Raw genomic sequence first — 19,661 nt, 5'->3', positions numbered from 1 at the left:
CGGCAATGTTGCCGACAGGCCGTAAAATGGCGGCTGATCCTCTTTTCGGCGACATTCATGAGAACCCTTTTTGCCCTTGCCCTGGCCGGCGCAGTTCCCGCCGCCTGGGCCCAGACTCCCGCCAGCAATCCGATGCCGGATGGCAGCAGCGACATGTATGTCGGGCTCGGCGCCGTCTCGGCCCCGCGCTACCAGGGGTCGGGCGAGCACCGGGTCACCGCCTTGCCGCTTCTGCAAGTGGAGTGGAGCAATGGGGTGTTTATTTCAGGGATGAGCGCGGGACTGCATCTGTCGTCCAATCCCGTGTTCGAATATGGTCCCATGCTGGCCGTACTGGCGCGCCGCAGCGACAAGGGCAGCTACGACGCGATGGGCGTGTCGCTCGGCAGCCTGGACCTGTCGGGTACGCAGAACAAGCCGTCGACCCCGGCCGGCGGCTCGCCAGTGCATCCCGGCGTGGTGGTGCCCCCCGCGAGCGAGGTGCTGCCCATAGGCGGTGAACCTGCGCCACTGCCCATGCAGCGCAGCGGCAACCGCCTGGCCGGCACCGAGGCCATCGGTGCGCGCCTGCAGGGAGGGGTGTTTTTCAACTATTATCTGACGCCGTCGTTGCGCGTCACGAATAACTTGCTGGCAGGCTCGGGGCGCGATCGCCATGGCGCCAGCTGGACCGTTGGTTTGCAGCATGTGGCACGCGCGCTGGCGCCGCACCATAGCGTCTCGCTGGCGGCCGACTTGACCATGGTCAACCGCAGCTACAACCAAAGTTATTTCGGCGTAAGCTTGCGCGACACCATGAACAGCGGCAACATGCCCTACGCCCCCGGCGGCGGGCTGCGCGACGTGGCCGTCAGCGCGCGCTGGAACTGGGCGCTGTCGCCGGGCTGGATGATCAGCAGCGGCGCGCGCGCGGCGCGTCTGCAGGGCGATGCGCGGCGCAGCCCGCTGGTCGAGCGCGCCAACAATATCACTGTGTCCACCGGACTTGCTTACCGATTCTGATCATGCCATTCGTTCGCCACGTTTCCGCCTTGCTAGCCTTGCTGTTGACGGCAGGCGGCGTGACGGCCGATGATGCGGCCGGGGAGTGGCTCAGCTATCGCGATGCCTACCGCGCGATGGTGGTCTTTGAAAAGTACGGCAGGCCCAAGAATTTTTTGCAGAATCATCTACAGGTCATGTTGAAAGAGAAGGGCGTGCTGGGCGCCGGCTTGCAGCTGAGTCTGCTCAGCAAGGCCAGCAACCTGAGCCTGCCGCTGGATGCGACCGGGCGCGCCGTCTTCCCCTTGCTCAAAGCCGCCTACGACGATAACGCCACCCTGGCCCTGACCAGCAACGTGAGCCAGTACGTGTTCCGCGCGCGCGTCTCGATCGTGGTGCGCTCGGACGGCGTGTACGAAACGAGCGACCTGCGCGCCGCCTGCGAGCAGGCGCTGGTGTACCTGCGCCATGTCGATTCCTCGGCCCGCGCCAGGCGCTGCAGCGGCGTGCGCCTGAGCTACCAGCGCAAGGGCGCCGATCCGGTGGTCAAGCTGCGCAACGGCAGCGGCGATGTGGCCCTGCTGGCGGTGACCGACGGCGCCACCTTCGGCGACGACAACAACGAGGGTTTCAGGGTCGTCAACTACCGCTTCGGCGACCATGCCGACAAGGGCCAGCTGGTGACGCAGAGCGCGCCGCTGGCGATCGCGCCGCTGCTCGAGTAAGAGCCGGCGCGTGTCGACAAGTGGAGACAATTTCGACACATAGCGACCACAACCGGACGATGGTGCAAAGGTTACTATTCTTTAGGCAATCTTCTAAATTAGTTAATCTTTCCACCAGAGGGCGTGCGACGCGCCCGATTTTTCGAGACACTCCCATGACCCAAGCAAACTACCTGCGTTTCGCCGTCCCTCTGGCCAGCGCCATGCTGCTCGCCGCCTGCGGCGGCGGCAGCGATCCGGCACCGGCCGCCACGCCGGCGCCGCCGCCAGTCCAGGCCCCACTGCCGCAGCCCGGCAATCCGGCCCCGCTGCCGCCGGTCATGTCGCAGCCGGTCGAGATAATCATTCCGCCGCCGATGCCCGACATCGTGATATCGCTGCCTGGCGAGGCACTCAAGTCCGATCGCGTGGTGGCGGGGATCACCGTGGAGCCTTTCGTGCAGCGCGCCCGCGAAACCACCTGCGGCCAGTATTCGAACCGCCTGTTTGTGGCCAACAAAAAATACGTGTTCTCGGCGGCGGAAGGCACGTGTGCCAGCACGGTCGAGAAATACGTGTTGTACGGCAAGACCGCCGATGAAAAGCTGTGCTCGTTCACCATGGACGACCTCCGGCGCGCCGTCAAGCGCGGCTGCACCGATCCGGCCTTGTACCCGCTGATGGACAACATGGTGTCCATGCAGGTGCGCGGGGAAACGGTACGTGAAGGCGCGCTGCTCGAGGAAATCCGTTTCCTGCCGAAGGAGGGCACCCGCCTGCCGTTCTACTCGCTGGCGCGGAACGCCCACTCGGGAGTCGAGGGCGCGCGCCAGCAAGTGATCCGCGACGCGGCCACCCTGGCCTCGCTCTGGAGCGGACCGGTCAACAAGGACATCAGCCCGGTCAATTTCGACACCGAAATGGTCATCGCCGTGTTCGGCGGCAACACCAGCGCTTGCGGCAAGTTCGCCATCCGTGCCGTGCGCAGCGCCGGCGCCGGGCTGGTGGTCGAGTACGGACAAGACACGGTCCCGGTCGGCACCGTCTGCACCCTCGCCATCAACACCCCGATGGAGCTGGTCGTGGTCGACCGCATCGATACGCCGGTGACGTTCACCCAGGTCGCGCCGCAAGCCGTGGCGTTTCGCGGCCTGGAGGAGAGCAACGCGCAGACCTACGGCGACCCGCAGCGCCTGATCATCAAGGATGCGCAAGCGTGGGCGGCCTTGTGGAAGCAGCACATTCAGCTTACCGCCTTGCCGGAGATCGATTTCAGCAAGCAGATGGTGGTGGCCGCCTTTGCAGGCGGCAAGGCGTACGGCGGTTACGGCATTGGAATCGGCGGCATCGAGCGCCTCGGCGGCAAACTGCGCGTGAGCGTGATCGAATCCGCCCCGGGCCGTTACAACCGCGCCCTCTTTACCACCAGCCTGACCAGCCCGGTGAGCTTCGTCGTGCTTGAGCGCAGCGACGAGGCGGTCGAGTTTGTCGAACAGATGTCGCTGTACCGGTAACACGGCTGTACATCGGAAGGGGAGGAAACGGGCGCCGGCCGGCGCGCCGTTGGCCGCTTCTTCCGATGAGTTCGTTTCGCGCGGGCGTGGACGAGTGCCGGGGAAGCGTTTACTATTCGCGCATGCAATATTTATTTTAAATTAATATTTTCATGTGCGGGCTGCCGCCTCGTGCGTGTTCTTGAAAGATTGTCCATGACCCGCGCCAAACGCTTGCACCTTGTTCTTCCACTGGCTGGTTTGCTGTTGCTGGCCGCCTGCGGTGGCGACGGCGATTCCACGCCGACGCCAGTCCCAGCGCCAGTGCCGACCCCGACGCCTATGCCGACGCCAACGCCGACGCCAACGCCAACGCCAACACCAACACCGACGCCAACCCCGACGCCAACCCCGACGCCAACCCCGCCTGAGGACATTGGCGTTAACATGGCCCCGTTCGTGCAGCGTGCGCAGGAAATGGAATGCGCTCAATCTTTCAACCGCCTGGTCGTGTTCGACCGCAAGTATGTGCTCTCGGCCGTGAAGGGGATCTGCCCCCTGCCCGACAATTCCTTGATGCTCGCCCGATACACGCTATATGGCGCTACGCCGGACGTCATCGTGTGCACGGGTAACGACGGGCGCTTCTCCCACAAATGCACCGATCCTGCGATGCTTCCCTTGTTCCAAAGGATGACCTTTGCGCAAAAATACGTGCCTGAGGTTCTGGATGGCATGAGCGTGCAGGAATTCCTGTTCTTGCCCAGGGAGGCCAGCCTCATGCCCCTCAATCCGCTGGCGAAGGATAGTTTTTCGGGCGTCCAGGCGCCGCGCCAGCTGGTGATCCGCGACGCCGCCACGCTGGCCGCAGTATGGGCCGAACATAACGCCGGCAAGGCCAGTCCGGCGCCGTTGCCAAAAGTCGTTTTCAAGAATGAGATGGTGATTGCCCTGTTCGGTGGCGCCGGTGGTGGCTGCAACAAGATCGGCCTGCGCTCGGTGCGGGTCAGCGGCGACAAACTGGTGGCTGCGTATCAACAAGGCGACGCTGTCACGCCTGGCACCGCTTGCGCCGCCGTGTCGGCGACGCCGATGGAAATGGTGGTGATCGACCGCAGCGATGCCCAGGTCGTGTTTGAATCCGTTCAAGCTGAGGATCTCGCGTTCCGCCAATTCAGACTGTCGGCACAGTTGGTGAGACAACCGCGCCAGGTGGTCGTCAGGGATTCGGTGGCCCTGGCCGCGCTGCTGGAAGGTACCTTCCCAACGTCGGAGTATCCGAGCGTGGACTTCAGCAAACAGATGGTGGTGGCGTCCTTTCTCGGCGAAACCGAGAATGGCGGGTTCGGCATCGATATTGGCAGTATCGAGCGCGTCGGCGGCAGGCTGCGCGTGACCACGGTCGTGAGCGCCCTGGGACGCTACAACCAGGGTTTTCCGGTCATGGAATCGAATTTGCCGGTGGCGATCGCGGTGCTGGACAAGACCGAGGAGCCGGTCGAATTCGTGACGCAGGTATCGTACTCGCGCTGACCGGCACTTTGCGCGTCGCCGCTGGCGGCGCGCAACAGCGACCCGTCAAGCCCAGGCCGACGGCGAAAAAAGGTAGCCTTCGCCCCATACGGTCTTGATTTTTTCGGAATCGACGTCGTCGAACTTGCGGCGCAGCTTGGAGATGCAGTTATCGATGCTGCGGTCGAGCCCGTCGAATTCGATGCCGCGCATTTTCTTGAGCAGGGCGTCGCGCGAGAGCACTCTTCCGGCCGATTCAGCCAGTACCAGCAGCAGCTTGTATTCGGTATTGCTGAGCAGGCAATGCTCGCCGCGCCACGTCACCACGCGGTCGCTGGCGATGATCGACAGGGCGCCGAATTCGAGCGCCGCCGGATCGGCGTTGCCCGACTTGCCTTGGGCGCGCCGCAGCAGGGCGCGCAGGCGCGCCAGCAGCACGCGCGGCTGGACCGGCTTGTTGACGAAATCGTCCGCGCCCTGTTCCAGCACCGACACTTCATCGTAGGAATCTTCGCGCGCGGTGAGGATCAGGATCGGGGTTTCGCTCAGTTCGCGGATCTGGCGGCACACCACCATGCCGTCCAGGCCCGGCAGCATCAGGTCGAGGATGACCACATCCGGGCTCAGTGCCTTGAAACGTTCTAGCGCAGCATCGCCACGCGTAACCAGGTCGATTGTAAATTCGTACCCGGCCAGGTACTCCATGACCAATTGCGCAAGGCGCGCATCGTCCTCCACCAGCATGACTCGAAACATGAATTTTCTCCTAGCCGCCCATTGTATAAGAGCTACTACGAAAAAAGGCAGTTGCAGGCCGCTGCGGACAATTTGCTACACTTTGATGACACTTGCTTGGTTTATTGCTGCGGAACGCAGGTTTCCAGCACCTTTTCGATGCGCTCGTTCAGGATGGTCCTTGCGGCCGGCGCTTCCAGGACTTTATTGGTAACCAGCTTTTCGCCCGCCGAACTGGTGCGGAACTGTTCGTAGTCCACCATTTCGTCTTCGGTAAAGCGCGGCAGCGCTTCCGGCAGCGGCTCGCCGGCGGCGGCGAACACCCCCAGATAACCGTGCTTGGCGAATTTCTTGCCGACCGATTTGGCCATGAAGGACTGGGTGCGCATCAATTCCTTGCTGTCGAGATTCGACGCCAGCAACTGCTTGAATACCTCGTCAAAACTGGCCGGATCGAGGCCCTGCACGCATTTCAATTGTTCCGGCGTGACTTTGCCCTGTTTGGCGCCGGCCTTGATCGACAATTGCAAACCGAGCATGGCCGGTTTCGAGAAGACGGCGGCGGTCGCCGCATTGACCGCCTCGGCCTGCGCCGCGCCGCTCAGCATCAAGGCGGCGGGAAAGGCCAGCAGGGCGATGGAACGTCCGGACAATGCAGGAAAACCCAGGGTTGAACGAAGAGTCTGCAACAGGCAGGCTTTGTGTGGGGTAGTCATGTCACCGTCCATTCTTCTCAAGTCACTTTCCTATCAAAAGCGCGGGTACGCCGTCATCGTCCGGAAGGGCTAACTCAGCCGTGTTGCGAAACATTATGACTGATCTACGGACATTTGTGTGCATGAAAAGCAACACTGATAAACCGCGTACATATTCGTCTTTTTAAGAAAATTGCCTTAGATGATGCGGTGAAATGTGATTATGGATTGACAAAACTATCGTGATATATCGCAAATCCAATCAGTCATTAAATTCCGCTCGGACACTATTTAATCGAAGTGTTGCTTCTTGGAGATCTTCATCGTGGTCCATCACCGATGTGGTGAATCCGGGGTCCATGTTGGTGCGTTCAAAGATGCCGGAACGCTCCAGGCGCACCAAAACGCGGCATGCGCAGCGCATTAACTGTTCGACATAATCGTGTGCTTCCTCGATCTCGGTCTCGTCGGCAAAGTTATAGGCTTCGATGGCGTCGCGATATACGCCCCAGCCCGCTTCCCAATGTGGCTGGTCCTGGTTGAAATCCTGGTATTTCCAGTCGCCGAAATTGGTTTTCAGTGCGGCCAGGTCGGCGGCGCTGTACTGGAAGCGCTCGATATATTCTTTTGCCGTCTCGGCAAAGGCCGCCTCGCTGTTAAAGCACAGCAGGAACATCCCGCTGTCGGCCATGCAGTCGATGCCGAAGCCATAGAAACTCTCGTCAGGATGCTCGTCGCTAAACTGGCGGATCGACGCCATCGACAGGGCGAACAGCTGTTCTTCGATCGGCGTTAAGTCCGGTGCTTTCATGATGGATCCTTGTTCCTTGTAGTGATGCAGGTGGGCGACCCACAAAAAAATACAGCCCGCATCGGCGGGCTGTTATTCATGCGTCGGTCATTCAGGCCGCGTTTTGCGCGACGAAGTCCCAGTTGACCAGGCCCCAGAAGGTTTCGACATACTTGGCGCGGGCGTTGCGGTAGTCGATGTAGTAAGCGTGCTCCCAGACGTCGCAGGTCAGCAGTGGCTTGTCGCCGGTGGTCAGCGGGCAGCCGGCGTTCGAGGTGTTGACGATGTCAACGCCGCCGTCGGCTTTTTGCACCAGCCAGGTCCAGCCGGAACCGAAGTTGCCGACGCACGACTTGGTGAATTCTTCCTTGAATTTGTCGAACGAACCCCACTTGGCGTTGATCGCGTCGGCCACTTTGCCGCTTGGCGCGCCGCCACCGGCCGGCTTCATGCCGTTCCAGTAGAAGGTGTGGTTCCACACCTGGGCTGCGTTGTTGAACACGCCGCCGGAGGATTTCTTGATAATCTCTTCGAGCGACAGGTTCTCGAACTCGGTACCCTTGATCAGGTTGTTCAGGTTGGTCACATAGGTCTGGTGATGCTTGCCGTAGTGGTATTCCAGCGTTTCTTTCGAAATGTGGGGAGCCAGGGCGTCCATTTCATACGGCAGAGGCGGCAGTGTGTGTTCCATGATGTGTCCTTTTTGTTTGGAAAAGCGTCAATGATTCTGAACCGGTGCTTATTGTAATTCGGATGCGCGTTCGTTGCTTATTTGCTTCGCGTCGGCAAGCCAGCTTGCCGTGCGGACCGCCGCGCGCGCCTTGTTCACTCCAGCTGGGGCTGGACGCTGGCCACGCCGACCTCGGCGCTGCCCTCGGCCAGGCGCACCGTGAGCGGCTGACCCGGCTTGATCTGCGCCGGCGAACGCAGCACGGCGCCTTTGGCGTCGCGCACGATGGCGTAGCCGCGCTCCAGGGTGCGCTGCGGGTTCAATAGTTCGAGCTGGGCGGCCAGGGCGCCGAGCGCATCGCGCTTCTGGCCGAGCTGGTTGGCCAGGGCGGTGGCGTAGCGGCGCTGCTGCGAGGAAATTTCGCTGCGCAGGGCGCGCACATCGGGCCGATGGCTGGCCCAGCGCGCGCGCAACTGCGCCAGCAGATAGCCCTGGCGTTGCACCGGCGCGCGCACGGCGTGCGTCAGCGCGGTCGACAGCGCCACCAGTTCGAGGCGCTGGTGGCTGATGCGCGCCGACGGGCTGAGCAAGCGGCGTTGCCAGTTGTCCAGGCCCTGGTGCGCATCGTTCAGGGTGTGGCGCATGGCGCGGCGCAGGTCGCCGGCATCGGCCGCCAGCGAGGCGATCCAGTCCGCGCGCGGGGTGGCCGCCAGTTCGGCGGCGGCGGTGGGGGTGGCCGCGCGCAGGTCGGCGGCGAAGTCGGCAATGGTGAAATCGGTCTCGTGGCCGACCCCGGCAATGACCGGCATGCTGCAATTGGCGATCGCGTGCGCCACCACTTCTTCGTTAAAACTCCACAAGTCTTCAATCGAGCCGCCTCCCCGGCACACCAGCAGCACGTCGACCTCGGCGCGGCGCGAGGCGGCCTGGATCGCGCCGGCAATCCGCTCGGCCGCGCCCTGGCCCTGCACCGGGGCCGGGTAGAGCACGATGCGCACGTGCGGCGCGCGGCGCCTGAGCGCGGACAGGATATCGCGCAGCGCCGCCGCCTGCGGGCTGGTGACGATGCCGACGCTGCGCGTAAACAAGGGCAGGGGACGCTTGCGCTCCTGGTCGAACAGGCCCTGCGCGCCGAGCTTGTCTTTCAGGCGCAGGAAGGCTTCGTACAGCGCCCCCACGCCGGCGCGCCGGATCGCCTCCACATTGATCTGGTAGTCGCCGCGCGCGCCGTACAGGGTCACCAGGGCGCGTACCTCCACCTTGTCGCCTTCGCGCGGGATAAAACCGGCGTACTGGGCGCGGCCGCGGAACATGACGGCGCGCACCTGGGCCGCGTCGTCCTTGAGCGTGAAATACCAGTGGCCGGAACTGGCCTTGGTGAAATTGGACACTTCGCCGCTGATCCAGGTCAGCGGAAAGGAGCGCTCCAGCAGGCGCGCCACCTGGGCATTGAGCGCGGTGACGGTCAGTACCGCCGGCGCCATTGGCGCACTGAAGGGCAAATCTTGGTCGAAATCGTTTTGCATGGGAAGAGTTCCGGAATAGCTGTCCACAGAAGGTCGGGGCGGTCATGCTTATGTCACATTTCGCCAAAAACAACAAGAGTTTTTTCTAAGTCGATGATTTTAAAAGAAAAAGCCGTGCTGCCGGTTTTCAGTGCAATGCCCGAAAAGCCTGTTAAATCAAGCACTTTGACGATCCCGCAGGGAGTTGCTCACAAAGTTATCCACAGAAATTGTGTGGAAGTTTTGCCGTACTGACCGTGGCGGGCCTGCCTCAAACTTGCGCACCGGGTTGTAATCCTTTTGTAATCAATCACTTGCGTGTTCGAGAACGACATTGCACACAATCTTGTCCACAGAAGCTGTGCAGAACTGCCGCGCTGATCCACCGGGACTTGCCAGCGCCGCACCTGCCTGCGATTTAAGCACGACCGTTTTACCGTTTAAAATCAAGGGCTTAACCATGAGTTAAGCGGCTTGCTCACAATGTTGTCCACAAAAGGTGTGCAGAACACTTGGACTTGTCCACCGCAACCCGAAAACCCGAAAACGGGCGCCTGCAAGGCCGTTCCGGGCGCCCGCAACGCACTTTATCCCCGCTTGCATCATTATTGTGCACAGTCATTTTATTCAATGAAAGCAAGGACTTAGGCCATAAGCGGCGGCTTTGCTCACAATCTTATCCACAAAAGATGTGCAGAAGATTGTAGCGCTTGTCTGCCACATTTTTGCGCTTGAAAATTTTTTCCTTTCGAATCAGGCACTTGACTCCCCACCCCCGGTATTGCTAACAATCTTATCCACAGTTTTTGTTCAGAACATCGGTGTAATTTTTAATTTTCCACATGCTTAGTTTTTACGCATGGCAAACTTTACCTTTAATATCAATGACATAAGGCGACTTATGCCTGCTTGCACACAATCTTATCCACAGAAGGTGTGCAGAAGTAGACTTGCCGAGTGACGGGCAAACACGTTACATTGCCGGGGTTCGTTCTTAACAAGAATCAAGTCACGCGTCCCCATCTACTCAGGAGTTTGTTTTGCTGCCCATTATTCAAGCTGCAGGTTGGCCAATCTGGCCGTTGCTGATCGCCTCACTCGTCGCCTTGGCGTTGATCGTCGAGCGCATTATTTATCTGCGCCGCGCCAAGATCCTGCCGCCGCAGTTGCTTGATGAAGTGGTGCGCGTCTATCACAACGGCAAAATCACCAAAGACGTGATCGACTCGCTGGAAAAGAACTCGCCGCTCGGCACCGTGCTCGCCGCCGCCCTGCGCAATGTCGACGCCCCGCGCGACGTCATGAAAGAATCGATCGAAGAAGCCGGCCGCGGCGTGGCCCACGTGCTGGAACGCTTCCTGACCACGATCGGCACCATCGCCTCGCTGGCCCCGCTGATGGGTCTGTTCGGCACGGTGGTCGGCATGATCGAGATTTTCGGCTCGACCAACTCGACCGGCGCCAATCCGGCCCAGCTGGCCCACGGTATTTCGGTCGCGCTGTACAACACCGCCTTCGGTATCGCCATCGCCATGCCGGCCCTGATTGCCTATCGCCACTTCCGCGCCCTGGTCGACAGCTTCATCATCGATATGGAATTGCAAGCAGTGAAGTTCGTCGACATCGTGCACGGTGCCCGCAAATGATGAACTTTCGCCGCGGCCAGAAACGTGAAGATCCAGAGATCAACCTGATCCCCTTCATCGATGTGCTGCTGGTGGTGCTGATTTTCCTGATGGTCACGACCACCTACAGCAAGTTTACCGAGTTGAAGATTACCTTGCCGACCGCCGACGCCGAGAAGGCGCTGGAAAAGCCGTTCGAACTGAACGTCACGGTCGATGCCAAGGGTAACTACACGATCAACAACCAGCCGGTTTCTTTCAGTAATGTCGCCAACCTGGCGGCCGACCTGAAAGCGGCTGCCTCGGCCGGCCAGGCGGCGGCAACGGGCGAGAAGAGCCCGGTTGTGGTCATCAACGCCGACCAGTTCGCGATGCACCAGATGGTCATCAACGTGATGGAAGCGGCGCGCATGGCAGGCTACGACAAGCTGACCTTCGCCGCCCAGACCGGCGAGAAGAAGTAAGCTCACACAGCGCAGGCGAAGCGATTCGCCTGCCGCTGCATGTCTTCCACCTCGTGTCTTCCACCTCGTGCCTTCCACCTCGTGTCTTCCACCTCCTCCTCCCTCGAAACGACCCTCACGCGCGCCTGGCTGCGGCGCGGCCCGCTCGCGTGCGCGCTGTGGCCGCTCTCCCTGCTGTTTCGCGCCCTGAGCGGCTTGCGCAAGCTGCTGTTTCGGGCCGGGGTGCTGAAGTCGACCCGGCTGCCGGTGCCGGTCATCGTGGTCGGCAATATCTTTATCGGCGGCACCGGCAAGACGCCGCTGACGATCTGGCTGGCCGAGGCCTTGCGCGCCGCCGGTCTTAATCCCGGCATCATCTCGCGCGGGCATGGCGGCAGCGACAGCGCCCCGCGCCAGGTCACCCCCGACTCGCACGCACGCGAAGTCGGCGACGAGCCGCTCCTGATCGCACGCCGCACCGGCTGCCCGGTGGTGGTGGGGCGCGACCGTGGCGCCGCCGGACGCGCCTTGCTGGCCGCGCATCCGCACATCGACGTGATCCTGACCGACGACGGCTTGCAGCACTACGCCTTGCAGCGCGATATCGAAATCATGCTGTTCGACGGACGCGGCGCCGGCAACGGCTGGCTGCTGCCGGCCGGCCCCTTGCGCGAAGCGCCATCGCGCCGGCGCGACTTCACCATCGTCAATGCGCCCGACATCACGCCGGCCGTGCGCGCGGCGGTGGGCGGCAAGCCGTTCCGCATGCAGCTGGCCGGCGAGTTCGCCGAACCGTTGTTGCGCCCTGGCGAACGCGTGCCGCTTGCCAGCCTGCGCGGCCGGCGCCTCGTTGCCGCCTGCGGCATCGGCAATCCGCAGCGCTTCTTCACCTTGCTGCGCGGCGCCGGCCTGGAGGTGATCGAGCTGGCGCTGCCGGACCATCACGATTTCCTCGACCAGCCTTTTGCCGCTGTCGATGCGGACATCATCCTGATTACCGAGAAGGATGCAGTAAAATGTGCGCAAATTGAAAATCTCAAAAACGACCCGAGACTGTGGGTCGTACCGGTGACGGCGCAGCTTGACGGCGCGCTGGCCCAACAAATTGTGGAGAAATGTCGTGGATGCTCGACTGCTTGATATCCTGGTCTGCCCTGTATGCAAGGGCCCGCTCGAACTGGACAAAAAGGCCCAGGAACTGATCTGCCGCGGCGACCGCCTGGCGTTTCCGATCCGCGACGGCATTCCGATCATGTGGGCCGACCAGGCGCGCAAGATCGACGCGCTGTAAGCGATGGGCTTTATCGTCATCATTCCGGCGCGCATGGCGTCGACCCGGCTGCCGGACAAACCGCTGGCCGACCTGGGCGGCAAACCGATGGTGGTGCGCGTGGCAGAACGCGCGGCCGCCTCCGGCGCCGAACGGATCATCGTCGCCACCGACCATGAGGCCATCGCTAGCGCCTGCCGCGAGCACGGGGTGGAAGTGTGCATGACGCGCGCCGACCACCCATCCGGCACCGACCGCATCGCCGAAGTGGCGCGCACCTTGGGGCTTGCGCCCGATGCCGTGGTGGTCAACCTGCAGGGCGACGAACCGCTGATCGACCCGGCCCTGCTGGCCGCCAGCGCGGCCCTGGTCGGGCCGGACGTGCCGATGGCCACCTGCGCCCATCCGCTGCACGAGGCCGCCGACGCCTTCAATCCGAACGTGGTCAAGGTGGTGCTCGACAAGCTTGGCCGCGCCATGTATTTTTCGCGCGCCACCATTCCGTGGCACCGCGACCGCTTCGCGCAGTCGAAGGACAGTCTGCCGGCGGACTATGTTGCGCTGCGCCATATTGGCCTGTACGCGTACACGAATGCCTTCCTGCAAACCTATCCAAGCCTGGAGCCTGCGCCGCTCGAAGCGGTCGAAGCACTTGAGCAGTTGCGCGTGCTGTGGCACGGTTTCCCCATTGCCGTGCATGTCACAAGCAGCGCACCGGCGGCCGGCGTCGACACCCCTGAAGATCTTGAACGGGTGCGTCGGCATTACGCAAGTTAGCTTTGCTACGGCGCAGCATGTGTGCCGGTTCTCATCAGGACCGACGCATAGCTTGCGCCAGATCAAGCAAAAAAATGGCGAATACGCCCTCGGATTGGCGTTTTCCGGCACTTTTGTGGTAAGTTTCGTACCAAGGTAGTCAAGTATGCATCGCCACCAATTTTAAAATCTGTTTTAGGAATGTTCATGCGTCTGATTCTGTTAGGAGCTCCTGGAGCCGGCAAAGGCACCCAAGCTAACTTCATCAAGGAAAAATACAATATTCCGCAAATCTCGACCGGCGACATGTTGCGCGCCGCGATCAAGGCCGGAACCGAGCTGGGCATTGCGGCGAAAAAAGTGATGGATGCGGGCGGTTTGGTGTCGGATGACATCATGATCGGCCTGGTCAAGAATCGCCTCAAGGAATCCGACTGCCAGAACGGTTACCTGTTCGACGGTTTCCCGCGCACCATCGCGCAAGCCGACGCCATGAAAGACGCCGGCATCGACGTCGATTACGTACTCGAAATTAACGTGCCCGACGAATTCATCGTCGAGCGCATGAGCGGGCGCCGTTCCCATCCGGGTTCGGGGCGCGTGTACCACATCACGAACAATCCGCCAAAAGTGGACAACGTGGACGATATCACCGGCGAGGCGCTGATCCAGCGCGACGACGACAAGGAAGACATCGTCAAGCAGCGCCTGTCGGTCTACCATAACCAGACCGAAGTACTGCTGGGCTACTACAACCAGTGGGCGCAATCGGGCTTGCCCGGCGCACCGAAGTACCGCCGCATCTCCGGCATCGGCCCGGTCGAGCAAATCCGCGAGGCGGCGTTCGCGGCACTGTCGGAATAACTGTAGCGAGAACACAAGAGCGGACTTCGGTCCGCTTTTTTGATGGCTGCGCCCTGCGGCCGTCGAAAGCATCAAACGTTTGTCCTGCCTTGGCCGCGCTCTGCGGCCGGCGTTCCCGGATTTTTTTAGATTCAAGGTTTTGCAGTACGCAGTGAGGTTGGCCCATCTCTTTCACACATGTGGTTGGAGCGGTCTTTCGAATGTGTTGTTGTGTTACTTGATAAAAAAGCGAGGGGACGATATGGCAGCAAAATTTCTTGTCTTTGCAGTTGTGTGCGGCGTCATTGCCGTGGTTTACGGATTGGTCACGCGCAGCTGGATCCTGCGCCAGGACCCGGGCAATGCCCGCATGCAGGCCATCGCCCTGGCCATCCAGGAAGGCGCCGCCGCCTACCTCGGGCGCCAGTACCGCACCATCGCCATGGTCGGCGTCGTTCTGCTGATCGCCATCGGCGTGCTGCTCGACCTGAACACCGCAATCGGCTTCCTGATCGGCGCCGTGCTCTCCGGCGCCTGCGGCTTCATCGGCATGAACGTCTCGGTGCGCGCCAATGTGCGCACCGCGCAGGCCGCCACAAAAGGCATGAACGAAGCGCTCGACGTCGCCTTCAAGGGCGGGGCGATCACCGGCATGCTGGTGGTCGGCCTGGGCCTGCTCGGCGTGACCCTGTTCTACTGGATGCTCACCGCCCAGGCGGCCGGCGGCAGCGCCACCCAGCATGACGTCATCAAGCCGCTCATCGGGCTGGCCTTCGGCGCCTCGCTCATTTCCATTTTCGCGCGCCTGGGCGGCGGCATCTTCACCAAGGGCGCCGACGTCGGCGCCGACCTGGTCGGCAAGGTCGAAGCCGGGATTCCCGAGGACGATCCGCGCAACCCGGCCGTGATCGCCGATAACGTCGGCGACAACGTCGGCGATTGCGCCGGCATGGCCGCCGACCTGTTCGAAACCTATGTCGTCACCCTGATCGCCACCATGCTGCTGGGCGCGCTGATGATGGCCACCCCGGGCGGCGAAGCGGTGATCTATCCGCTGCTGCTGGGGGCAGTGTCGATCATCGGTTCGATCGTCGGCTGCTCGCTGGTCAAGGCCAGGCCGGGCAAGAAAATCATGTCGGCCCTGTACACCGGCCTGTGGTGGGCCGCCGGCCTGTCGCTGATCGGCTTCGCCGGGGTGACCTGGATGGTCTGGGGCGACGATACCATGCGCATGAAGATGATGGGCTGCGCGCTGGTCGGCATCGTCCTCACCGGGCTGATGGTCTACATCACCGAGTACTACACCGGCACCGACTTCAAGCCGGTCAAGCACATCGCAGAAGCTTCCACCACCGGCCACGGCACCAACATCATCGCCGGCCTCGGCGTGTCCATGAAGTCGACCGCCTACCCGGTGCTGGCCGTGTGCGCCGCCATCCTGGCCTCGTACCAGATGGCGCAGCTGTACGGCATTGCGATCGCCGCCACCTCGATGCTGTCGATGGCCGGCATCATCGTCGCGCTCGACGCCTACGGGCCGATTACCGATAACGCCGGCGGCATTGCCGAAATGTCGGGCATGCCCGAATCGGTGCGCGCCATTACCGACCCGCTGGACGCGGTCGGCAACACCACCAAGGCCGTCACCAAGGGCTACGCCATCGGTTCGGCCGGGCTGGCCGCGCTGGTGCTGTTCGCCGACTACACCCACGCCTTGGAGTCGGTCGGCAAGCAGGTCTCGTTCGACCTGTCGAACCCGATGGTGATCGTCGGCCTGTTCATCGGCGGCCTGATTCCCTACCTGTTCGGGGCCATGGCGATGGAAGCGGTAGGGCGCGCCGCCGGCGCCGTGGTGGTCGAGGTGCGGCGCCAGTTCCGCGACATCAAGGGCATCATGGATGGCACCGGCAAGCCGGAGTACGACAAGGCGGTCGACATGCTGACCGCCTCGGCGATCCGCGAAATGATCCTGCCGTCCTTGCTGCCGGTGGTGGTGCCGGTGGTGGTCGGCATGCTGCTCGGGCCAGCCGCGCTGGGCGGGCTGCTGATGGGCACCATCGTCACCGGCCTGTTTGTGGCCATTTCCATGACCACCGGCGGCGGCGCCTGGGACAACGCCAAGAAATACATCGAAGACGGCCACTTCGGCGGCAAGGGCTCGGAAGCGCACAAGGCGGCCGTGACCGGCGACACCGTGGGCGACCCGTACAAGGACACCGCCGGCCCGGCCGTCAATCCCTTGATCAAGATTATTAACATCGTCGCGCTGCTGCTGGTGCCGCTGCTGCCGGTGACCGGCTGGATCGCGGTGACCGTGCCGCCGGCCCATCCGCCCGTCAATACGGTGGAGCCGGGTCCGGTAGTCCAGGCCACGCCGGCCACGCTGCTGGCGGCGCCCGCGCGCTGAACGTTTGGCATGTGTCCACATGTAATCTTTCTGTGACAATTGATTACTGGTTTCAAATTTGTAAACATCGTAACGTTCATTCTTTACCAATATTTCTAATGTTGAAGGAACGATGCGATGAAGAATCTGACAACCCGTTTCATCCGCGGCGGCGCCCTTGCCAGTGGCTTGCTGTGCCTGGCCGGGCTCACCGCCTGCGGCGGCGACGACGACAGCACGACACCGGTCAAGCAGCCCGATCCGGTGGTGTCGCCACTGCCGGCGACGGCGGCGGCGATCACTGTCCAGCCGAAGACGCAATCGGTGGCGGCCGGCCAGCCTGCCATTTTCTCGGTGGCGGCCAGCGGCTCCGGCACGCTGAAGTACCAATGGTGGCGCAACGGCGTCGAGATTGCGGGCGCCACCGGCGCCACCTACACCACCACGCCAGTCACCCTGGCCGACAGCGGCGACGTGCTCAGCGTTGTCGTGCGTAACGACGCCGCCACCGTCACCAGCGACGCCGTGGCCCTGCAGGTCGACGGCGTCGGCGCGCGCGTGCTGGCCGGCGGCGCCATCGTCCCGGGCCGCGCCCAGCTTGATGGCGTCGGCAAGCAAGCCTACTTCCTCTCCGCCGGCGCGATCGCCAACGACGGCGCCGGCAACCTGTTGCTGGTCGATACACAGAGCAAGTCGGTGCGCAAGATCACCCCTGCGGGCGTGGTCAGCACCCCCATCGCCGGACCGAAGACCACCCCGGCGCTGCAGTTCCCGCGCGATATCGTCGCCGGCCTCAACGGCGTGACCTATGTCACCGACGGCATCAGCGAGTCGCCCTCCATTTACGCCTTCAAGATTGCGGCCGACAATGTGATCAGTGCGATCCCCACCGGCGCCACGCCCGGCGACCCGGCCTTGAGTAGCGGCGTGATCGTGCCGCCGGTCGTTACCGCCATTGCGGCCGATGGCGCCGGTAATGTGTACGTGGCCAGCGAAGTGGCGCGTCCCGGCGAGCCGGAGTGCAGCTCCTGTTTCAAGCGCGCCATCGTGCGCAGGTTCGCCAGGGATGGATCGGTGACCACCATGCTGGAAAGCCTGGGTCCGTCCGTGATGGGCGGCGTGCTCGACATGGCCGTCGACAAGAACGGCAACCTGTTTGTGGTCAACGACAAAGGCATCCAGAAGGTCGATGCGTCCGGCGTCAGGACCACCCTGATGGGCACCGACCAGGCCTTCATCAAGGCCATCACAGTCGATGCCGGCGGTAACCTGTACTTCGCCACCGAGCCGTTCAGCGGCCGCCAGAGCACCTGGCCGATGCACGCCATCGGCAAGATCGCCCCGGACGGCAAGGTGACGGTGGCGGCCGATCCGAACGGCAGCGACGCCCGCTTCAAGAGCGCCGCCTGGATCACCCAGCCGGCCGGCCTGGCGACGGACGCCGGCGCGCTGTACGTGAGCGGCAACGGCCGCGTACTCAAGCTGGTCTTGCCGTAAAGCGGGCAGGGTGGCCGTCCGGTCGCCCGACTGGACGGCCACGCTGTCTTGGCGGTGCAAAGCTGGCGTTTTAGCGCCACGCTTGCAAAAAATCATCGCCGCCATGATGGTTATTTTGCAAGCTCAACGTACTATTTCTGTTCGTCGTCCTTGACGCACACGTACTCCTTTCCGCCGGGACGACGCATCCCGGCCGATGCCTGGCCGCTTTCCACAGTGACCACAAGGATGAACGATGAACTCGACGACACGGCTGCTCCTTATTGCGGCGCTCGCTCTGAGCGCCGCTTCCGCCCCTGCGCAAACGCCTGTGCGCATCGATACCGCTGCCTTTTCGATAGTGAACCAGTGGGGCGATGCGCCCGACACGCTGCTGTCGGACAGCAACGGCGTAACCCGCGTCGGCCTCAATACCGCGAGCGCCAGCCTGAGCGCCGACACCGCGCGCTACCTGGATGGCAATTTCTATGGCGGCCTGTTCGAAGTGACCGTGAACGCCGGCTACCGGGTCACCGGATTTTCGTTCTCCGGCACCTTTGAAGGTGTGCTCTACGTGCCGCCCAACACGGACGGCACACCCGGCGACGGCTTCGCCTACAATTCCGGCTACATCGAATTGAGCGCCGGTTCGCGTCCGTACGGGATCTTTTATGGCGAGCATGCCCAGCGCGTCGACATGCTCGACGGCGCCATCCCGCTCACGATGGCGAGCGGAGAATTATCCCTGACCACCGATTTCAACCTGTCGCTGCAAGGCATGGTCCTGGTGTCGGCCTACCCGACCACCACGCCAGAGCATCCGGCCGGCATCGATTCCTTCGCCAGCCTGCGCGTCGTCAACCCGGTGTTTACCATCTACACCACGGCCGTGCCGGAATCGAAGGCGTGGAGCATGCTGCTGGCCGGGCTCGGTGTGCTGGGATCGGTCGCAATGCGTAAAAAGATAGATAATTTACAAGATTGTCAGTATGATCTATCTTGTTAATACATCAACGCAGCACCCACTGAAAGAAGCTGATGAATTCTTACCTCCCCCATGCGGCATTGTTCGCACTCGCGCTTGCCAGCGCTCCCGTCCACGCCGAAGGGCCGACCACGCTCGACGCGTCCCATTTTTCGATCGACAGCAGATGGGCCTACAATACCGATGTCATCGCGTCGGACGCCAACGGCGTTACCCGGATCAGCATGACCGATGCCGCGGAAATGGCCAAGACCTCCACCACCTTGGGCGAGAACGGCAACGGCTACAACGGCATGTATACCATCACCTTGCGTCCCGGCTACCGGATGACGGGGTTGTCGGTGTCCGGCACCATGTTCGGCGGGCTCGGCGAGATCACCACGCCGGGTGGCCTGCCCGGCGAAGGCACTACCAAGAACGCGATGAAGCTGCAGTTTGAGGCCTACAGGCCGGAAGGCGGCACGGTCAGCGCCATGCACGCCGATTACAGCATGGTTGACGGCAAGCTGCCGTTTGTGCTGGCAAGTGAGCCGCTGTCGGTGACGGGCACGTTCAACTTGTCGACGTGGACGATGGTGACCGTGAATTCCTATCCCTACTATCTGCCCGGCCATCCGGATGGCCCGCCGGGCCGGGAAGTGTACCCCCTGGCGACCATGCAAGTGCTCAACCCGACCCTGACCATTTACACCTCGGCCGTGCCGGAGCCGGAAACCTATGGCATGCTGCTGGCCGGCATGGCGGTCATCGGCCTGGCCCGCCGTCGCCGCCGGTCTGCCTGAGCCGCGCTGA

The 19,661-nt window shown here is 62.5% G+C and carries 19 protein-coding genes; 14 read left to right on the top strand and 5 right to left on the bottom strand.

From position 1 onward, the window contains the following. The first annotated feature begins 57 nt into the window (after positions 1–57). The 4 genes from F1609_RS13150 to F1609_RS34090 all read left to right on the top strand — a co-directional run bounded on the left by F1609_RS13150 (position 58) and on the right by F1609_RS34090 (position 4,711). A complete protein-coding gene (locus F1609_RS13150; protein ID WP_167076876.1) occupies positions 58–1,002 on the top strand; it encodes a MipA/OmpV family protein in 945 nt (314 codons plus the stop codon). Positions 1,003–1,004: 2 nt separating this feature from the next. Next, a complete protein-coding gene (locus tag F1609_RS13145) occupies positions 1,005–1,706 on the top strand; it encodes a hypothetical protein (RefSeq protein ID WP_167076875.1) in 702 nt (233 codons plus the stop codon). Positions 1,707–1,861: 155 nt separating this feature from the next. Beyond that, positions 1,862–3,199 carry a hypothetical protein gene (locus tag F1609_RS13140; RefSeq protein WP_167076874.1) on the top strand — a complete coding sequence of 446 codons (1,338 nt, stop codon included), beginning with the start codon at positions 1,862–1,864 and terminating at the stop codon, positions 3,197–3,199. Positions 3,200–3,394: 195 nt separating this feature from the next. Beyond that, a complete protein-coding gene (locus tag F1609_RS34090; protein WP_187363015.1) occupies positions 3,395–4,711 on the top strand; it encodes a hypothetical protein in 1,317 nt (438 codons plus the stop codon). 45 nt (positions 4,712–4,756) lie between these two features. Here the strand turns inward: F1609_RS34090 and F1609_RS13130 are convergent, their stop codons facing one another. The 5 genes from F1609_RS13130 to xseA form a co-directional block, all read right to left on the bottom strand. Beyond that, complete coding sequence (locus F1609_RS13130) at positions 4,757–5,446, bottom strand: response regulator (RefSeq protein WP_167076873.1); 690 nt, start codon at positions 5,444–5,446, stop codon at positions 4,757–4,759. A 101-nt stretch (positions 5,447–5,547) separates the two neighbouring features. Further along, positions 5,548–6,141, bottom strand: a complete 594-nt coding sequence (locus F1609_RS13125; protein ID WP_167076872.1) for a hypothetical protein — start codon at positions 6,139–6,141, stop codon at positions 5,548–5,550. Positions 6,142–6,382: 241 nt separating this feature from the next. Continuing rightward, positions 6,383–6,931, bottom strand: a complete 549-nt coding sequence (locus tag F1609_RS13120; RefSeq protein WP_167076871.1) for a DUF4303 domain-containing protein — start codon at positions 6,929–6,931, stop codon at positions 6,383–6,385. 91 nt (positions 6,932–7,022) lie between these two features. Then, positions 7,023–7,601, bottom strand: coding sequence for a superoxide dismutase [Fe] (gene sodB, locus F1609_RS13115; protein WP_167076870.1), 579 nt, complete (start codon positions 7,599–7,601; stop codon positions 7,023–7,025). A gap of 134 nt (positions 7,602–7,735) precedes the next feature. Further along, on the bottom strand, positions 7,736–9,106 hold the full coding sequence (gene xseA / locus F1609_RS13110; RefSeq protein ID WP_229421864.1) for an exodeoxyribonuclease VII large subunit: 1,371 nt from the start codon (positions 9,104–9,106) through the stop codon (positions 7,736–7,738). Positions 9,107–10,125: 1,019 nt separating this feature from the next. On the opposite strand from xseA, the gene F1609_RS13105 reads away from it, so the two are divergent. The 10 genes from F1609_RS13105 (at position 10,126) to F1609_RS34565 (ending at position 19,651) form a co-directional block, all read left to right on the top strand. Further along, the gene (locus F1609_RS13105) at positions 10,126–10,731 is read left to right on the top strand and encodes a MotA/TolQ/ExbB proton channel family protein (RefSeq protein ID WP_167076869.1); all 606 of its coding nucleotides are present in this window, start codon (positions 10,126–10,128) and stop codon (positions 10,729–10,731) included. Beyond that, positions 10,731–11,174: an ExbD/TolR family protein gene (locus tag F1609_RS13100; protein ID WP_167077024.1), complete on the top strand. Its 444-nt coding sequence runs from the start codon at positions 10,731–10,733 to the stop codon at positions 11,172–11,174. Before F1609_RS13105 ends, F1609_RS13100 begins: the two co-directional genes overlap by 1 nt. Before the next feature lie 39 nt (positions 11,175–11,213). Further along, positions 11,214–12,293 (top strand): tetraacyldisaccharide 4'-kinase, encoded by a 1,080-nt coding sequence (gene lpxK, locus F1609_RS13095; protein ID WP_167076868.1) that lies wholly within the window; start codon positions 11,214–11,216, stop codon positions 12,291–12,293. Then, positions 12,274–12,444: a Trm112 family protein gene (locus tag F1609_RS13090; protein WP_126075954.1), complete on the top strand. Its 171-nt coding sequence runs from the start codon at positions 12,274–12,276 to the stop codon at positions 12,442–12,444. The genes lpxK and F1609_RS13090 overlap by 20 nt, the downstream gene beginning before the upstream one ends. A gap of 3 nt (positions 12,445–12,447) precedes the next feature. After that, entirely contained in the window at positions 12,448–13,200 is a 753-nt protein-coding gene (kdsB, locus tag F1609_RS13085; RefSeq protein WP_167076867.1) for a 3-deoxy-manno-octulosonate cytidylyltransferase, read from the top strand. A 186-nt stretch (positions 13,201–13,386) separates the two neighbouring features. Beyond that, positions 13,387–14,043: an adenylate kinase gene (adk, locus tag F1609_RS13080; RefSeq protein ID WP_167076866.1), complete on the top strand. Its 657-nt coding sequence runs from the start codon at positions 13,387–13,389 to the stop codon at positions 14,041–14,043. Between the two features lie 241 nt (positions 14,044–14,284). Then, positions 14,285–16,429 (top strand): sodium-translocating pyrophosphatase, encoded by a 2,145-nt coding sequence (locus tag F1609_RS13075; RefSeq protein WP_229421863.1) that lies wholly within the window; start codon positions 14,285–14,287, stop codon positions 16,427–16,429. A 117-nt stretch (positions 16,430–16,546) separates the two neighbouring features. Continuing rightward, positions 16,547–17,905, top strand: coding sequence for a hypothetical protein (locus F1609_RS13070; protein WP_167076865.1), 1,359 nt, complete (start codon positions 16,547–16,549; stop codon positions 17,903–17,905). A 235-nt stretch (positions 17,906–18,140) separates the two neighbouring features. Continuing rightward, positions 18,141–18,890, top strand: a complete 750-nt coding sequence (locus F1609_RS13065; protein ID WP_167076864.1) for a hypothetical protein — start codon at positions 18,141–18,143, stop codon at positions 18,888–18,890. A 32-nt stretch (positions 18,891–18,922) separates the two neighbouring features. After that, the gene (locus F1609_RS34565; RefSeq protein WP_229421862.1) at positions 18,923–19,651 is read left to right on the top strand and encodes a PEP-CTERM sorting domain-containing protein; all 729 of its coding nucleotides are present in this window, start codon (positions 18,923–18,925) and stop codon (positions 19,649–19,651) included. Positions 19,652–19,661 lie beyond the last annotated feature (10 nt).

The organism is Massilia aquatica (assembly GCF_011682045.1).
GTDB lineage: Bacteria > Pseudomonadota > Gammaproteobacteria > Burkholderiales > Burkholderiaceae_D > Telluria_A > Telluria_A aquatica.
The sequence above is the reverse complement of the archived record's forward strand: the minus strand, read 5'-3'. Positions and strand labels throughout refer to the sequence as shown.

What these genes read in the sequence shown, in the direction of transcription:
- F1609_RS34565 (WP_229421862.1), top strand. Translation starts at nt 18,923, where the DNA reads ATGAATTCTTACCTCCCCCATGCGGCATTGTTCGCACTCGCGCTTGCC.
- F1609_RS13120 (WP_167076871.1), bottom strand. Translation starts at nt 6,931, where the DNA reads ATGAAAGCACCGGACTTAACGCCGATCGAAGAACAGCTGTTCGCCCTG.
- sodB (WP_167076870.1), bottom strand. Translation starts at nt 7,601, where the DNA reads ATGGAACACACACTGCCGCCTCTGCCGTATGAAATGGACGCCCTGGCT.
- F1609_RS13125 (WP_167076872.1), bottom strand. Translation starts at nt 6,141, where the DNA reads ATGACTACCCCACACAAAGCCTGCCTGTTGCAGACTCTTCGTTCAACC.
- F1609_RS13145 (WP_167076875.1), top strand. Translation starts at nt 1,005, where the DNA reads ATGCCATTCGTTCGCCACGTTTCCGCCTTGCTAGCCTTGCTGTTGACG.
- F1609_RS13075 (WP_229421863.1), top strand. Translation starts at nt 14,285, where the DNA reads ATGGCAGCAAAATTTCTTGTCTTTGCAGTTGTGTGCGGCGTCATTGCC.
- F1609_RS13130 (WP_167076873.1), bottom strand. Translation starts at nt 5,446, where the DNA reads ATGTTTCGAGTCATGCTGGTGGAGGACGATGCGCGCCTTGCGCAATTG.
- F1609_RS13070 (WP_167076865.1), top strand. Translation starts at nt 16,547, where the DNA reads ATGAAGAATCTGACAACCCGTTTCATCCGCGGCGGCGCCCTTGCCAGT.
- F1609_RS13140 (WP_167076874.1), top strand. Translation starts at nt 1,862, where the DNA reads ATGACCCAAGCAAACTACCTGCGTTTCGCCGTCCCTCTGGCCAGCGCC.
- adk (WP_167076866.1), top strand. Translation starts at nt 13,387, where the DNA reads ATGCGTCTGATTCTGTTAGGAGCTCCTGGAGCCGGCAAAGGCACCCAA.
- lpxK (WP_167076868.1), top strand. Translation starts at nt 11,214, where the DNA reads ATGTCTTCCACCTCGTGTCTTCCACCTCGTGCCTTCCACCTCGTGTCT.
- kdsB (WP_167076867.1), top strand. Translation starts at nt 12,448, where the DNA reads ATGGGCTTTATCGTCATCATTCCGGCGCGCATGGCGTCGACCCGGCTG.
- xseA (WP_229421864.1), bottom strand. Translation starts at nt 9,106, where the DNA reads ATGCAAAACGATTTCGACCAAGATTTGCCCTTCAGTGCGCCAATGGCG.
- F1609_RS13100 (WP_167077024.1), top strand. Translation starts at nt 10,731, where the DNA reads ATGAACTTTCGCCGCGGCCAGAAACGTGAAGATCCAGAGATCAACCTG.
- F1609_RS34090 (WP_187363015.1), top strand. Translation starts at nt 3,395, where the DNA reads ATGACCCGCGCCAAACGCTTGCACCTTGTTCTTCCACTGGCTGGTTTG.
- F1609_RS13150 (WP_167076876.1), top strand. Translation starts at nt 58, where the DNA reads ATGAGAACCCTTTTTGCCCTTGCCCTGGCCGGCGCAGTTCCCGCCGCC.
- F1609_RS13065 (WP_167076864.1), top strand. Translation starts at nt 18,141, where the DNA reads ATGAACTCGACGACACGGCTGCTCCTTATTGCGGCGCTCGCTCTGAGC.